Source organism: Variovorax sp. GW822-FHT04A09 (genome assembly GCF_058801005.1).
The window spans coordinates 2217530-2233105 of the sequence record NZ_JBXAMV010000001.1; the positions used below are offsets into that span (position 1 = coordinate 2217530).

7 protein-coding genes are annotated in these 15576 nt (G+C 67.6%); all 7 read right to left on the bottom strand.

The genetic code is table 11. From position 1 onward, the window contains the following. Positions 1–6: 6 nt before the first annotated feature. Positions 7–7605 (bottom strand): OmpA family protein, encoded by a 7599-nt coding sequence (locus AC1RLW_RS10300; RefSeq protein ID WP_493192958.1) that lies wholly within the window; start codon positions 7603–7605, stop codon positions 7–9. A gap of 186 nt (positions 7606–7791) precedes the next feature. Next, a complete protein-coding gene (locus AC1RLW_RS10305; protein WP_493192959.1) occupies positions 7792–10746 on the bottom strand; it encodes a beta strand repeat-containing protein in 2955 nt (984 codons plus the stop codon). A gap of 192 nt (positions 10747–10938) precedes the next feature. Then, a complete protein-coding gene (locus AC1RLW_RS10310) occupies positions 10939–11529 on the bottom strand; it encodes a DUF11 domain-containing protein (RefSeq protein WP_082818235.1) in 591 nt (196 codons plus the stop codon). A 907-nt stretch (positions 11530–12436) separates the two neighbouring features. Then, positions 12437–13291 carry a response regulator transcription factor gene (locus tag AC1RLW_RS10315; protein WP_493192960.1) on the bottom strand — a complete coding sequence of 285 codons (855 nt, stop codon included), beginning with the start codon at positions 13289–13291 and terminating at the stop codon, positions 12437–12439. A gap of 97 nt (positions 13292–13388) precedes the next feature. After that, complete coding sequence (locus AC1RLW_RS10320) at positions 13389–13619, bottom strand: hypothetical protein (RefSeq protein WP_493192961.1); 231 nt, start codon at positions 13617–13619, stop codon at positions 13389–13391. A gap of 73 nt (positions 13620–13692) precedes the next feature. Further along, on the bottom strand, positions 13693–14556 hold the full coding sequence (locus AC1RLW_RS10325) for an intradiol ring-cleavage dioxygenase (RefSeq protein ID WP_493192962.1): 864 nt from the start codon (positions 14554–14556) through the stop codon (positions 13693–13695). After that, positions 14540–15574, bottom strand: coding sequence for a branched-chain amino acid ABC transporter permease (locus AC1RLW_RS10330; RefSeq protein ID WP_493192963.1), 1035 nt, complete (start codon positions 15572–15574; stop codon positions 14540–14542). The genes AC1RLW_RS10325 and AC1RLW_RS10330 overlap by 17 nt, the downstream gene beginning before the upstream one ends. Between the last annotated feature and the right edge of the window lie 2 nt (positions 15575–15576).

A 15576-nucleotide genomic window follows, 5' to 3' on the forward strand; every position in this document is an offset into this window, starting at 1 on the left:
TCTCGTTCAGCGGGTTTCCTGCGCGGCCGCGGCGATGACGACCCAGCGGCTCTTGGCGCTGCTGTCATCGCCCGCGACAGGCTGCGTGTCTTCTTTGGTGTCGGTGCGCAGGCGCAGCACGTCGACGCCGCGCCCGATCAGGTAGCTGCGCACGGCATTGGTCCGCTGCGCAATGAGCTGCATGCGGTCGTCAGCGCTGCCCTGTTGCGCATCGGCATGGCTGATGTGGATCACCACCTGCGCCTCGGTCGCCTTGATCTGCGCGGCCAGCGTGTTCAGCGTGTCGTGCGCCTGCGGCTTGATGAAGGACTTGGCGGGCTCGAACAGCGCCTCGGCCTGCAGCACCGTGCGCATCGGCAGCGGGGCCACTTCCGGCGCATCCGCAGCCACCTTCTCGGCCTTCTGTGCCTTGGCCGTGTTCGTCTCCCCTGTCGAAGCGAACCCCAGGTGCGTCTCATCGAACTTGAAGCGCAGCCGCACATAGGCGCCCTTGCTCGTGTACTCGTTGGCCGTCAGATCGCGGTCGTTCAGGCCCACGAAGTTGTAGCCCGCCGACACCCACATGTTCTTCTGCACCTGGTAGCCCACCTCGACACCGAAGGTCTTCTGCAGCGCGCCACCCTTGCCGTACAGCAGACCGGCCTGCACGCCGAAGTCCCAGTCCTGGTTGATGTCCTGCGTGTAGCGCGCCTGCACCAGGTGCGCCCAGTACTTGCTGGCCAGCGTGCCGTCGTCGGCGCGGCTGAGCTTGAAGGCATAGCGCGCCATCACCGCCTTGCCCGGCTCGGGGTTGTAGTTGACGTGCGCCGAGACGATGTCCGCGCTCGTCTTGCCCGGCAGGCTGGCGCCGTTGTCGGCGCCGAAGACGCTGCTGCCCTGCAGCGCGCCGGCCGCATTGCCCGCGCCCACCACGCGCTCGGAGCGGCGCTCGTAGCGTGCCAGCGCGTTCCAGGTGTCGTCGTCCACCGGCCGGTAGGCAATGCCGATCTGGTGGCGCTGCAGGTGGCGCTCGTTGCCCGCGTTGGCGCCCTGGCCTTCGCTGTCGCTCACGATGCTGCGCGCCAGCAGGCTCCAGGACGGATCGAGCTTGAAGCCGAAGCCGGCACTGAACAGGCGCGTGTTCGCGTCGTCGCCGCGGCGCGCTTCATACACGCCCGAGGCCTTGATCCGGTCGGTGATGTACTCGATGCCGCTGGTGATCGCGGTCGATTCGCCCAGCCCACCGGCATAACCCGTGCCGGTGTTCTTGCTGTTGCTGTAGCCGCTCATGTCGCGCGTGTGCTCGATGCCCCCGGTCACGCGGATCTGCTCGTTGACCTTGAAGGTGTTGCGCACCCCGATGGCCGCCTGCACGCCGCGCCCTTCGGCGCCGTCGGCGATGCGGTACTCGTTGTACACGCGACCGCCTTCCATGTAGTTGCTCTCGATGCCGACGATGCCGGTGTTGTTGCGCTGCGTGCTGTCCAGCTCGTAGGGGCCGTTGAGCGTGGAGATCAGCTCGTAGCGGCCGTACACGCGCGTCTTGTCGGTGATGGCGTAGTTGCCGCCCACGGCCAGCACGTGGCGCTTGCCGTCCTTGAGGTCCTGCTCGCCTTCCACGAACACCTGCGCACCGGCCACGCCGGGCACCTCGGTCGACAGGCGCCCGCGCACGGTCGTCTGGCTCTGCGTGTCCACGCCGGCTGCGGCGGCGGCCGCGCCCAGCGTGGTCACGCTGTTGGCGCCGATGCTGCTGCCCATCTGGCCGTTGTAGGTGGAGATCTGGCCGTAGTCGAAGCCCGAGCTGGAGCCCAGTGCGTTGTTGCTCTGGCCGTGGCGCAGGCCCACCTCGGCGACGGTCTTGTCGCTGAGCTTCTTCTGCACGCTCACCGTGGCGCCCTTGCGCTCGTCGACCTGGGTCGCGTCCTTGCTGTAGAGCACCTCGCCGCGCACGGCCAGGGTCGGGTCGACGCGGTACTCGGCGCGCGCCGAGGCTTCGGTGTGGCCGGCCGAGAAGCTTGCACCGGGGTTGTCGAAGCCCTTGCTGGTCTTGGCCGCCAGGGCCACCACGGCCAGCTTCTCGTCCTGGTAGCGCGCTTCCACGCGCGCGCCGTGGCCGTTGCCCTTGTCGTCGGAGTCGGTCTTGACCAGCTCGGCCGCCACGCTGGTGTTCTGGCCGATGCGCGCCACGCCCGTGAGCGCCTGCAGGTTGCGCTTGTTCTGCGGGTTCTGGTCGGTGGAGGCCACCACGCCCAGCTGCAGGTTCTCGCTGACCTTCACTTGCACGTCGGTGCCGGCCACGGTGAACTTGGGGCCGCCGCTGTCCACTTCGTAGGTGACGCGGATCGACTGCGGGTTCAGGTTCGCGTCGATGGAGGCGATGGCGTGCGTGAACAGGATGCGGCGCGTGAGCGGCTCCACCGTGTAGTCCACGAAGCGCGCCACGGCCGTGCGCTGCAGCACGATGTTGGGCTGGTTGCGGTCGCGCACCACGATCTCGATCTGTTCGCTGTTGTCCACGAACTCGCCGTTGCTGGCGCTCAGGTAGTACGGGCCCGAGGTGCCCAGCGCGCGGAACTCCTCCACCTGCTGGGTCTGCGCGGTGCGCGAGACATAGCTGGTGGCGCGCACGTTCTCGTCCTCGTACACGTGCTTCAGGCCCGTGAGCGAACGGTTGCTCTGGCTCAAGTTGCGCACCTCGGTGCTGCTGGCGGTGGTGAAGTCGCCGTACAGCAGGTAGGAGCGGTTCTTGTCGATGCGCACGTAGAGTTTTTGCGTGCTCTGGGCGTCGAAGCCCTTGACCGCGGAGTCGCCGTAGATCGGATAGAACTCGTCGGGGCGGATGTCGCGGAACAGGCGGTCCTTGCGCGTCTTGTCGGAGTCGTAGGCGGCCGTGAGCAGGTACTCGCCCTTGACGGTGCCCTTGAAGAAGAAGGCGGCGCGCCCGCTGGCGCGGCTGTTGGTGCCTTCGTCCTTCAGGCCCGAGAGTTCCGCTTCGAAGGCGGCGCCGGCGGGCATGGCGCCGATCGGGAGCTTGCCGCGCTTGGTGAAGTCGAGCACGCCTTCGACGATGCCCACGCCGATCATGGGGCGCATCTCGGGCAGCAGCGCCAGGCGCACTTCCTTGACGAAGGTGCCGGCGCTCACGCGCAGGCGCGCATCGCCCGGCTCGCCCGGGGGCATCAGCTGGAACTCGGCCGCGCCGCCGTCCATGAAGACCTGCGTACCGGGTTCGGTCGGGTTCAGGTCTTCGGCGAGCCAGCGGCCGCGGTCGGTCTCCAGCGTGAGTTGCGTGCGGGCGGTGACGGGCACGCCGGCCGCGTCGATCAGGCGCACCTTGACGACGACGGGCGTGCGCAGGTCGGCGCGCGCCACTTCGGGCAGGTCGACCTCGATGGCGCCGAGCTTGTCGGGGGCGACGACGGTGATCTCGTCGGCGCTGCCGCGCACGTTGCCGAAGCCGTCCACCGCTTCGAGCTTGAGGGTGTTGGTGCCGGGGCGCAGGGCCACGCCGATGTATTCCCAGGCGGCGATGTTCTTGGAGGCCAGCTGGGTCTTCTTGCCCACGCGGCGTTCTTCCAGCGCGGCGCCGTTGACGCTCAGGCGCAGGCTGGTGCCGGCCGTGCCCTTGACGCGCACGTTGATCGACTGGCCGGCGACGGTGTCGCGGTCCTTCAGGCCGATGAAGCCCAGCGTGTTGTTCTCCAGCTGGGGCAGCAGGGTCTCGAGTTCGATGGGACTCGGAACGGCCTGGGGCAGCAGCGGGTTGGCGCGCGGCTCGAGCATCGCGCCGCCGGTGCCGATGGGGCGCATGGCCTGCGCGCCGACGCCGGTGGCCGAGCCGCTGGTGGTCGACGACGGCAGGCCCGAGGTGGGCACGCCGTTCAACGGCGAGAACAGGCTGCCGGTGGGGATCGCGGGCTGCACGCCCAGCGTGCCGCCCATGCTGCCGCCACCGCCGCTGACGAAGCTGCTGGCGTTGGCCGGCGCCACGGGCAGCGCGATCAGCGGTGCCGAGGTGGGTTGCACGGCGCCGGTGCTGCCGCTGGCCAGGGCCTGGCCGGTGGCGGGCAGGCCGCGCACGTCACCCACGGGCACGACCTTGCCTTCGGGGTCCAGGCGCAGGCGCACCTGCGCTTCGGCCTCGGTGTCGGGACGCGCGGCGATGGCGGCGCGGCGTGCGGCCACGTCGGCGATGACGCTCTTCTCGTCGCAGTTCGTGATGATGAAGTTGGCCTTGTGGAACTCGCCCTTCTTCAGGTCGACGAAGCGGCTCTCGGGGGTGCCCGAGTTGCGGTTGTCGAGCACTTCGAGCTTGGCGCCCAGCGGCAGCGTGGTCTGGTCCAGGCGCAGCACGTGGGTGACGGGCTTGAGGCCGTACAGGCTCCACTTGCCTTCGATGTCGGTGACGACGTGGGTGCCGTCTTCCATGTACAGGCGCACGCCGGGCACGCCGATCTCGTCGGCGCCCTCTTGGCGGCCGTCACGTTGGCCGTCGCGCTTGCAATCGAGGTACACCTTGCCGAAGGCGAAGGCGTCGTCGGAGAACACGCCGCCCGTCACGCGCACGGTCCAGTTGGCCAGGTTCGACTGGATGGGGCCCGAGGTGGCGCGCGCGCGGTTGATGGCGTCGCCGTTGGTGGGCGCGCCCACGCCGATGCGCACGCGGTAGCGCACCATGGCCGACTGATCCGGCGCAATGACCAGCGTGGGGTAGTTGAAGATCAATCCCGGGCCGGCGCCGCCGGCGGGGTTGGGCACGACCTGGCCGTTCAGGCGCACGCTGTTGGCCACGTAGGCGAAGCCCGGAGGCAGCGTGTCGTTGAAGGTCAGGCCGGTGACGGGGAAGCCGGTCTTGTTGGTGACGGTGAGCGCGTAGTCGATGAAGTCGCCGAACTCGACCTGGCGCTTGCTGCCGTCCTTGCGCAGCACCAGGCCCAGGATGTTGCCCGGGTCGAGTGGGATGTGGTTGTGCACGGCGTCGCACGGCGTGCCATCGGGCTTGGCGCCGGCCTGCACCTGGAAGTAATAGCTGGTCGGGTCCGCGTCCTTCGGGGGCACGGCGCTGGGCACGACGGCGCCGCAGCTGGTGAACGAGCCGCCGGTGACGGGGATCAGTTGCGAGGGGTAGACGTAGCCGCTGCCTGCCGGGGGCGTGACCGAGAGTGCGTACGTGCACAGGCCCGTCACCGGCGGCGTCTGCAGGTAGAACTGGTAGGCGCCGTCGGCGCCCGTGGTCATCGAGATGCTGCCGTTGGGGTTGAGCGTGTAGGTGCCGGAATCGGCGCCGTAGATCTCGGCTGCGGTGATCGGGCCGGCCGTGCCGCTGCTGCACGACTGACGCGTGTAGGTGACCAACGCGCCGGCCACGGGCTGGCGTGTGAGTGCGTTGTAGACCGTGCCCTGCGGATCGACCAGCAGCGCCTGCACCGAGGTGGCGGTGGCCGCCAGCAGCATGGTGGGCGTGACGTTGACGGTGTTCTGCTCGAAGGCGGCGGCCCAGGCCTTGTTGGTGAGCGACACGCGCCCGCCGATGGCCGATGCCTTCTCGGTGATGCGCACGCTCAGGCGGATCTGTTCGCTCTGGCCCGGGGCCAATGCACGGCTTCCATCCGTCAGGCTCAGCGCCACTTCGGTGGGCAGCTGGAAGGGGTCGGCGCTGTCCTGCGTGGTGCGGTTGCAGGTGGCGCGGCCGGTGAAGCCGGTGGCGGCATTGAGGTTGCCGTTGGCGGCCTTGGGCGGGCCCAGCAGCTCCCACGACGCGACCTGACCGCTCGACTTGTCCATGTCGAAGGTGCAGTTCAGGTTGTCGATCACGCGCACGTTGGGTGCGGCGACGGCGCCGGTGTTGGTGACCTTGAAGGTGTAGTCCAGCTCGTAGACGCCGGGCGACACGCGCCGGGCGATGGAGGCCTGCTTGGTCAGCGTGAGCGTGGGCAGCTGCGTCGACACCGGCGTGGGCGAGGTGTCGTTGTTGGGGTTGCCGTCGCCGTCGGCGTCGGGGTTGTCGCCGTTGACGGAGTCGTCCAGGGCCACCGCCGGGCCGCCGGCATTGAGGGCGCCCGAGGCCTTGACGGTGTTCAGCAAGGTGCCGGTGCGGCCGGTGAAGTTGATGCGTGCATCGAACTGCACGGTGAGCTGCGCGCCCACGGGCAGCACGGCGCCGTCGGCCAGCAGGTTCGAGGCGGCGGCGGTGCCCTTGAAGGCGGGGTTGGGGGCGGCGACGGTGCCGCCGCTGGGTGCGGGCGCGATCACGATCGAGCCGGGCACGATGGTGTACTGGTTCGCGCCGGGCACGGCGGCTGCGGTGTAGGTGCCGAACTGCGTGGCGCCTGCGCCTTCCATCACGTCGGCGGCCTGCACGCCGTACAGCCATGACGTGCCGTAGTTGCGCACGTTGACGCTGAAGCGCACGGTGGCGGTGCCGTCGGTCTTGCCGTCGGTGCCGCGGTTCACGCGCGGGGTGGAGGCGGCCTTGGCCACGCCGATGCGCGCCTGGCTGGAGCTGATGACGATCGTGTTCGAGGGCACGGTGGCCGGGCCGGTGCCGTCGTTGTACTGGCTGTGCGCGGTGTTGCGGATCTCGCCCACCTGGTCGGCGTTGACCTTGACGGCGAACTGCATCGCGATGGACACGTTGCGCGCCACGGGCGTGGAGATGCCGATGGCCACTTCGACGGCCGAGGCGTCTTCGGCGGTGCGGTAGCTGAACGCCGGATCGTTGGCCAGGCGGTACAGCTTGACGGCGTTGGCAGCCGTGGTGCGCAGGGTGCCGGGCACGTACTGGGTGCCGGTGGGCACGGGGTCGCGCACGAGGACCAATGCGCTGGGTGCGCCGTTCACGAGCAGCGGCGTGTTGGTGGGCGCGATGACGTTGGACGGCTGCGCGTCCTGCGCGCCGATGTTGGTGCCCGAGACCGAGAAGTCGATGCGCGTCTGGCCAGGGATGACGTTGCCGGGGTAGCTGGCCGACTTGACCAGCTGCAGCGCGGCGGCGTTGCCGACGGTGACGGTGTCGCGGTTGATCGCGGTGAGGCCTTGCAGCGCGGTGGTGGCCGTGAGGCCCACGCAGGCCACGCCCGTCGCAGCCGTGGGGATCGTGCCCTGCACCAGCAGCGCGGCGGTCTCGCCGGGCTTGAGCGCGAGGGCGCCCGCGGCGTTGAGTTGCACCACCGGATCGGCCGCATCGACCACGCCGTTGTTGTTGCTGTCGCGCACCACGCGAAGCGCCGAGAGGTCGAGCGTGTCGGCCGCGCAGCCGCCGGCGTTGTTGGCCAGCGCCAGCGTGTAGGTGGAGGCGACGTTGCCGGTGTTGGTGAGCAGGTGGCTCAGCGTGACGATGCTCGCGGGCGGGCGCGACAGCGACTGGTCCTGCGTGAGCACCAGCGCTTCCACGGGCAGCACCGTGGCGATCACTTCGTTGGACGAGATGGTTTCGGTCTGCGCCAGGCCGTTGGGCACGTAGGTGCCCGTGGCGATGCTGCGGATCACGATGCCGGCCGGGGCCGGTGCGGCGTTCACCTGGGCGGCACCACCCAGCAGCAGCGCTGCGCCAGCGGCGAGCGCGGCAGCCCATCCGCGCCACGATGGCCGGTGTGTGCTCCTGGGATTGAAAGTGAACAGCATGCCGCGAACCCTTGATCGATCACCGCGTGGGGATCAGAAGAAACGAAAGAACTTTTTCGTTTGCGCCCTCGCCTCGACAGAGGAAGAGAGGGAAGGCGCAAAGGAAAAACGCACAGGCTTTCGCATGCCCTGTGCGAGGGAGCCGACGGGCTTGCGCTCGTCGGCCCCGCTTCACTCAGGTGAAGCTCAGTTGTTGACCTTCACGGAGAACAGCAGCGTGGCGCTGCCGCCAGGTGCCACGGTGTTGCTTGCGCTGCCGCAAGCCACGGTGGTGGCGGTGCTGCTGTAGGCCAGGGCCGTACCGGTCACGCCGGTGGACGTGCACTGGGTGGGGGCCGGAGGCTGCGTCGCACCGGTGAAGGAGGTGTAGGCCGGCACCGCGTCGTTGATCGACATGTTGGTGACCGGTGCCACGCCTTCGTTGGTCGCAACGACGCGGTACACGATGCACTCACCGGGCTTGGCGACCAGCGGAGCCGACGAGGACGGGACCTCGGCGCCATCGCAGTTCACGTCCAGTGCCTGCGTCTTCACGAGGCGCATCTGGCCCGTGATGACCGTGGTGATGTCGGTGGCCGAGGGGCTACCGCAAGCCGGGACGTCAGGGAAGGTCACCGTCACCTTGGCGGTGTCGATGGCGCCTGCCGTTGCACCGCCCGGTGCAAAGACCTTGACGAGCAGCTTCTGGGTCTTGCCACTGTCCAGGGCTGCGCCGGTAGGAGGAACCGCCGGAATGACTTCACCATTCGGATCCGACACCAGCGTGTCGCCTGCGTCGATCTGACCATTGCCGTTGTTGTCCACATACAGCGCCGTAGTCCAGCCTGCCGTCTGATCCGCGGAAGGCAACGAAGCGGTGACCCTGTACTTGGTGCCGCAGCTTTGCGCGCCGGTGATGGTCACCGTGTGGGCATACACAACCGAACCGCCGGGAGCGACCTGGCCGCTGTTGTTCGGCGTGAGCGTCGCGCCGTAGGTGTTGGCCGTGATCACGTTCACCGCATCCAGCTTCGTGTCCATCGCCACCACGCCCGTGGAGGTCGTGATGGTGGAACGCACCTGGAAGTAGATCCGCTGTCCCGTGACCGGCGTTTGCGTGGCAGGCGGCGTCACGCAGGCATCGACCTGCGTCGGGAGGGGAGCGCCGTTGGGCACGCTGATCGTGGTCCTCGCTGCGCCGGCGCAGGTAGCACCCGCATCCACGAACTTGACCGTCCAGCCCGCAGGCAGGCTGCCCGGGAAGCTGTTGGTCTGGCTCGCTGCCAGGCTGTAGACGTTGGCCACCGAGTCGTTGTTCTTGATGAACAACGTGAAGATCGTGCCCGTGCCTGCTGGCGTCGTGTTGGTGGTCGTCGGGTCCACGCTCGGGCCCGTGCCGATGTCACCCTTGAGCGAATCGTTGCTACCGCCGGTGGTGTTGGTCAGGTCGACCAGTACACCCGTTACTGCCGACAGCGTATCGCGCGTCGATTCCGTCTTGGTGCTGTCGCCCGCCGAGGTACCGATGACGATCGTACTGCCGCCCGCGCCCGGTGCTGCCGAGGCCGGCAGTGTGGCCGCCAGCACGAACTTCACGCTGCCGTTGGCCGGCACAGGACCGGTGTCGGGAATGCCGTCGCCGTTGTTGTCGATCAACGGCGTCAGGCCGTCGGCGGCGAAGAACTTGAAGGTCGTGCCCGCCGGGAACGTGTTGCTCGGCGTGCCAATCGCAGGCACGGCAAGGTTCACGATGTCAGCCGCATTGCCGATGTTGAACACGGTCTGCGTGAACTTCACCGTGGTGCCGGCCCCAGCAGTGGCGACGGTCGTGGTGTCGGCCACGGTCGTGTTGGGGTTGCCTGCGCCGGTGTCCTTCGAGTCCACGGGGCTGGCACTGACGTCGGCCGAGCCGAGGATGATGCCGAAGGTGCCCACGACGTTGTAGCTCGCGGGGTTGGTCGGCGAACTCGGGTTGTTCGTATTCGTCGAACTGGTGTCGTCCGGCGCAGTAACCGGGTTGTACTTGGCCGTGTTGGTCGTGGTCGACGTGCCGATGGCCGCCGTGTTATTGACCATCACAACGAAGCTCACCGTCTGCGTGACGTTCTGCGGCAGCGAAGCCACCACGAAGGCCAGCGAGTTGCCGGTTGCGGAGAAGTCGATACCTGATTGGTCGTCTCCCGACGCGTCGGTCAACGCGGTGCCCGGAATATTGCTCCAGACTGCCGAGCCCGGGACGTAGGTGAAACCGCTGGGCAGCGTATCAGTCATCACAAACTTGCCCGCTGCGGCACCGGTATTGTTGAACTTCAGCGTGTAGGTGGTGTAAACGCAGCCTGTTGCTGGCGCGCCTGCACTTGCGACGTCAGCGACGCAACCAGCCACAGAACGCGGACCGTTCACCGAAGCGGCGGGCCACGGCTTGGCACCGTTGTTCACCCAGTTGACCGCCGGAACGCTCAGGCTCTTGGTGGCATTGAAGGCCGCCTTGTCCGTGAGGTTCACGTTGTCCACGTCGGCTGCCTGCGTGTTGCCAGCCGCGTACAGCGCCGGCGTACCCGCCGTGGCTGTGATGGTCGCAGCCACCGGCGAGGTGAACGTACCCGACGATGCCGTGCTCGGGATCGAGTACGCAACGACGAACGGGAAGGTGCCGTTGTTGCCCGCGACCGTCTGGGCCGGAACATTACAAACGGCCCCCAGGGTCGCGGTACACAGCGCGGCCGTGCTGTCGGGCACGCCGTCGGCGTTCGCGTCGGCGAACACTTCGACCTTGGTGAAGCCGTTCGGGCTGGCCGGTGCGGCCACGCTCAGCGTGAACGTGTCGGTGCCGTTGCCGGTGTTGGTCAGCACGTGCGGTGCGTACACGGTCGTGCCCGCGGCGCCGGTCTTCGTGTTGACCACGTTGGTCGTCACGGTGGTGTAGGTGTCCAGGTTGAACGAGCCGACCTGCTGCACCGTCGTCTGCACGAGGTTGGAGGTGGCCAGTTGGCTGGCGCCGTTCGGGTCCAGGTAAGTGGCCGAAGCCTGGTTACCGATGATGGTGTTGGCGGGTGGAGCCGCAGCGAGTGCGCCGGAACTTCCAAAAAGGAAGCTCAGCGTCAGGGCTGCTGCGCCCGCCCAGAGCGCGCGCGGCGCGGGGCCGGTGCGACGGGCAGACAAGGTAGGGATCACTTGGGTTTCTCCTCGGGGGTTGGGGTCAAAAAAGGTCAAAAAAAGGACGAACTCACCCCGGCCGGGGATTTCCGCGAACGGAAACCGGCAATGGAAAAACCAGCGGGGTTTTGAAGAAAAGAGAGAACCGGCCGTCAGGGCGGCTCAGGGCCGCCGACGGTCGTCGTCAGCGCGGGAAGCTCAGGGCGTGCTGCGCGCAACCTTCTGCGCGTCGGCACCAGCGGCCACCGGCGCGGGCGGCACCACCGTCTCGACCTTGGCGCGCGCGGTCACCGCGGCCGAGCCGTTGGCGGGCAGCTGGCCCAGCGTCCAGCGCAGCGAGCGGTACTCGTTGTAGGGAACCGGCTCCGACTTGCCGTTGACGACGCGCGCCAGCGGCTCGGCGGCAAAGGCGCCGTCCTTCGTCGCGGCCTTGACCAGCGTCGCGCCGGGCTTGGCGGTCTTGGGCAGGTATTCCAGGCCTTCGGGGATCGGCAGGTTGGCCACCAGGCCGGTGACGGCCTTGCCCGTGTGGTTGGTGTAGGTGGCCGTGTACTCGAGCACGTCGCCCGGCTTGACCGAATCGGCCGCCAGCAGCTGCTCCTTGCCTTGCGCGTCCTTGACCACCTTGGCCTGCGTCAGCACGACCGCGACGGTCTTCTTCTGCGCGGCCTCGGTGGGCGCGGGCGCGGCCTTCGTGCCCTGCGCGGCGGCCATGCCGCCCAGCCCCAGGGTCATGGCCACGCCGAGCCCCAGGCCGAGGCGAACGGTCAGCCGGACCACCGGCGACATGAATGAATTCACTTGAGACGAACTTCCGATAGACATAGACAACTCCTAAAAAACAACTTCAAAGCCAGACCGAGGCAACACGAAGATCAAACCGACTTGACCTGTGGCCTCGCGAATTGGCGTCGAAGCCATTTCCCAGCCACTTGCAGCACACCACTGACACACCGGCATCGGCGGCGACCGCCTCCGATGCCCACTCTCGGCCTCACGCAAGCACGCCCTTTTCGAGCCGCCTCCATGAGCCATTTACCACGTTCATATTATTTTCTGAATGTTTACAAAAACAATCGAACGTCCGCGATCCGCCACTTGCAATGGCCGAGGGTTCCGTGAAAATGTCACGAGAGGCCCTCCAAAGTTAACAACTGTGAATACAGATGTAATCTGGACGTCTGCTTAGATTGTGAATAAACCTGCAATTGGAGTGTGATCAATTTCACAAGCGGATCGCCTCCAAGTTGTTGATGCGTTTGAATAATTTCACTTCCACATCAACCCTCGGCCTCACGATCCCCCAGTGTTTCAAGGGAGAAACGAGGCCCTTCGAGCGGCTTCGGACTGGCCCCTGGGGCCACTTCGAAACTAAATTTACAAATTCACAGACTGTGTAATCAGGCGCCGTGAATTTCAGATCCTGCGTGCACGCCCTGTCCCCCAATGGTTTCAATCACGGGCTTCGCGAAATACGGTTTGATGGATTTTTCAAAATCCAATTCCATTCAACCAGGCACGGCTGCGCAATTGGCCTGAATTCAATTCAAGCCAATCCCGGCCGGCTCACTTCGCCGGAATTCATTCGTTGGTCTGTCGACGCCCGGCCTCAATTCGGAGGCGAATGGGCGAGCGTCTTTTTTCAAGGTGACCTTACGTCACCCCTTCGGATGCCGCGGGCGCTGCCCGCGAAAACTCACTTGCCGTGCCGGTTGTGCGCGCGCTCCAGCGTGTAGCCCACGCCGTAGAGCGAGCGCACGCGGAATTCGCCCGCCACGATCGATGCCAGCTTCTTTCGCACGCGCGACACCAGCGCATCGAGCGAGCGGCTGGCGCCCAGCTCCCCGTTGCATCGGGGCCCCTGGGGCAGTTGCTGCCGCGACACGGGCGTGTCGAGGTGGCGCACCAGCACCCGGGCGATCTCGAATTCGCTCGGCGTCATGATGGCTTCGCGGCTCGCGTACTCGACCGCGAGGCGGCTGCGCACGAGCTGGAAACCGTAGAGGCCGTGCGGCTTCGCGTTCCTGCGCAGCGATTTCCTGCCGCACAGCGTCGACACGCGCGCCACGACCTCTTCCGCGTTCCAGGGGCTCACCAGGAAATCGTCGACATCGAACACCGACACGCGGGGCGTTTCCAGCACGCCGCGCGACCGGGTCAGCACGACCACCGGCGCCGTGGCCGCACGGCTGGCGCCGATGCCGAACAGGATTTCCGGCAGCGCGCCCTCCATCGTCTCGCCCATCAGCAGGAAGAGCCCGACGCCGGGCATCGAGGCGGCCTCCAGCAGGTCTTCCTCGTTGACCACGCACAAGGGGCTGAAGCCGGCGTCCTTCAACCGGCCTCGCAGCCAGTCGATCTCTTCGCCGGAATCCGTCAGCACCACCACACGACCGTTTTTCTGTTCCACCCTGTCCACCATCGCTTCCCTTTTCATCGTTCCCCGCATGCCTCTCACAATGGAGTGGAATGTATTAACGTTTATGTACAGTCGATAGGGAAAAGTGCCGATATTGACCAACGGAAACAGGTAGCCCTGTTCTTTTGTCATCGTGTGCAAACAAACTCACACTAATGGGGCGTCACCCCCTCGACACGGGCGGATGGAATCCCGGATCAGCCTTCCATTCCACGAAGGCCGAACGCGCTCAAACCCTCTCGGAAGTGGCCTCGGACGCAGGGGCCGCCTTGCGCGCGGACAGCCTTTCGAGCAGCCCGACGAGCCAGCACATCGGGCAGCCGCGCAGCAGCAGCAAGGCGCCGATGACGGCGGGCGGCGCGATCCAGGGATGGGCGGACGACAGCAGCACCGCCAGCGCGATGAGCGCCAGGGCGCCCGCGCCGCGAAGCAGATGCCAGGTGATGGAAACAGAACACATGGTGCAGGGCTCCTTGGGAATGGACACCTGCAAGAGAGGCGGCGAAACGCCGAAACGGTTCGCGCCCCCCTCCTCACCCTCCGGCCGGCTCGAGCACGAACGCGAAGTCCAGCGTGTGGAACGGCCCCTCTTGCACGCTGCCGTCGGGCGCGCGGCCCGGGCCATGCGCCGCGAAGTCGCCGATGAGCGAGCTGCGCACGCCGAACACCGCGTCGCTGTCGAGGTACGGATCGCCCTCGCGGAAGACGTGCGTGATCAGCGTCTCGTAGCCCGGCGCCTGCACCATGAAGTGCACGTGCGCGGGCCGCCACGGATGGCGCCGGGTCGCGCGCAGCATGGCGCCCACCGGCCCGTCGGTGGGAATCGGATAGGCCACCGGCGCCACGCCGCGAAACCACAGCCGCCCTTGCGCGTCGGTGCGCAGCACCGCCCGCCCCTGCATGCGGTCGCCGGGCCGCTGCACGTCGTAGAAGCCTTCGGCATCGGCCTCCCACACATCGACCACCGCACCGGCCACGGGCTCGCCGTCGCGCCCGCGCACGGTGGCCTGCACGAACAGCGGCTCGCCCACCGCGCCCGCCGCGATGTCGCTGCCCAGCGGCAGCTGCGGCGCGCCGGCCACGTGGAAGGGGCCGAACACGGTGGCCTCGGTGGCCTGCGGGCTCTTGGCGTGGTTCATGGCCACGGTGAGCATCGACAGGCCCAGGGTGTCCGACAGCAGGATGAACTCCTGGCGCTGCGCGTCGCACTTCTGGCCCGTGGCGGTGAGGAAGTCAATGCCCGCGGCCCACTCGGCCTCGGTGAGCCTCACTTCGCGCGCGAAGTCGTGCAGGTGGCGCACCAGCGCCGACAGCACTTCCTTCAGGCGCGCGTCCTCGCAGCCGGCCATGCGCTCGAGCACGGCGGCGGTGATGGTGTGTTCATCGATGTTGCGCATGGGCGTCGGGCTCCGGGTGGGAAGAAGGCGCGTGCGCCGCCAGGCGCCGCTGCGTCGGGAACAGGGACCAGGCCCAGCGCTGCTGCGCCCAGCCCCACAGCCCCTGCTTGAAGAAGATCGTGGCCACGATGGCCAGCAGCCCGAGCCCCAGCAGGTACCAGGTGCCGTAGTCGCTCAGGAACTTGTTCAGCGCCCAGAACACCAGCGCGCCCACCAGCGGCCCTTCGATGCGGCCGATGCCGCCGATCACGACCATGAAGATCGCGAAGGCGGTCCAGTTCGGCGCGAAGGCCGCGTCGGGGCTGATGCGCAGGTTGCCCACGAAGTACAGCGCGCCCGCCAGCCCGGCGCCGAAGGCCGCCACCACGTACACCGCGAGCTTCATGCGCGCCACCGGGATGCCTTGCGATTCGGCGGCCATCTCGTTGTCGCGAATCGCCAGCAGCGCCAGCCCGAAGCGGCTGCGCAGGAACAGGTAGACCAGCGACACCGCCGCCACCACGCAGCCCAGCGCCATCCAGTAGGTGACGCTCTCGCGCGTGGCGCGCTCGATGCCGCGCAGCGCCGTGAGCGTGGTGCCCGAGCCGCCGCCCACCGCCGACACGTTGGCGAAGCTGAGCCGGAACACCTCGGCGATCACCCAGGTGCCGATGGCGAAGTAGCCGCCCGACAGCCGGAAGGCGACGAAGGACACCGGCACCGCGATCAGCGCCGCGGCCAGCGCGCCGAGCGGGATCGCCACGAACGGATTCACGCCCGCGAAGTTGCCCAGCATCAGCATCACGTAGCCGCCGAAGCCGAAGAAGGCCTGCTGCCCGATGCTGACCATGCCGCCGTAGCCGGCCAGCAGGTTCCACATCATCGCGAAGATGAAGTAGCAGGCGATCTCGACGAACTCGCGCATCCAGCTGGGCTCGCCCCAGAAGGGCAGCGTGGCGGCCACCGCCACCAGCGCGGCGGCGGTCCAGCCCGCGCGGCGGCTGCTGCCGGTGTCGATGGTGACGACGACGGAAGCCATGG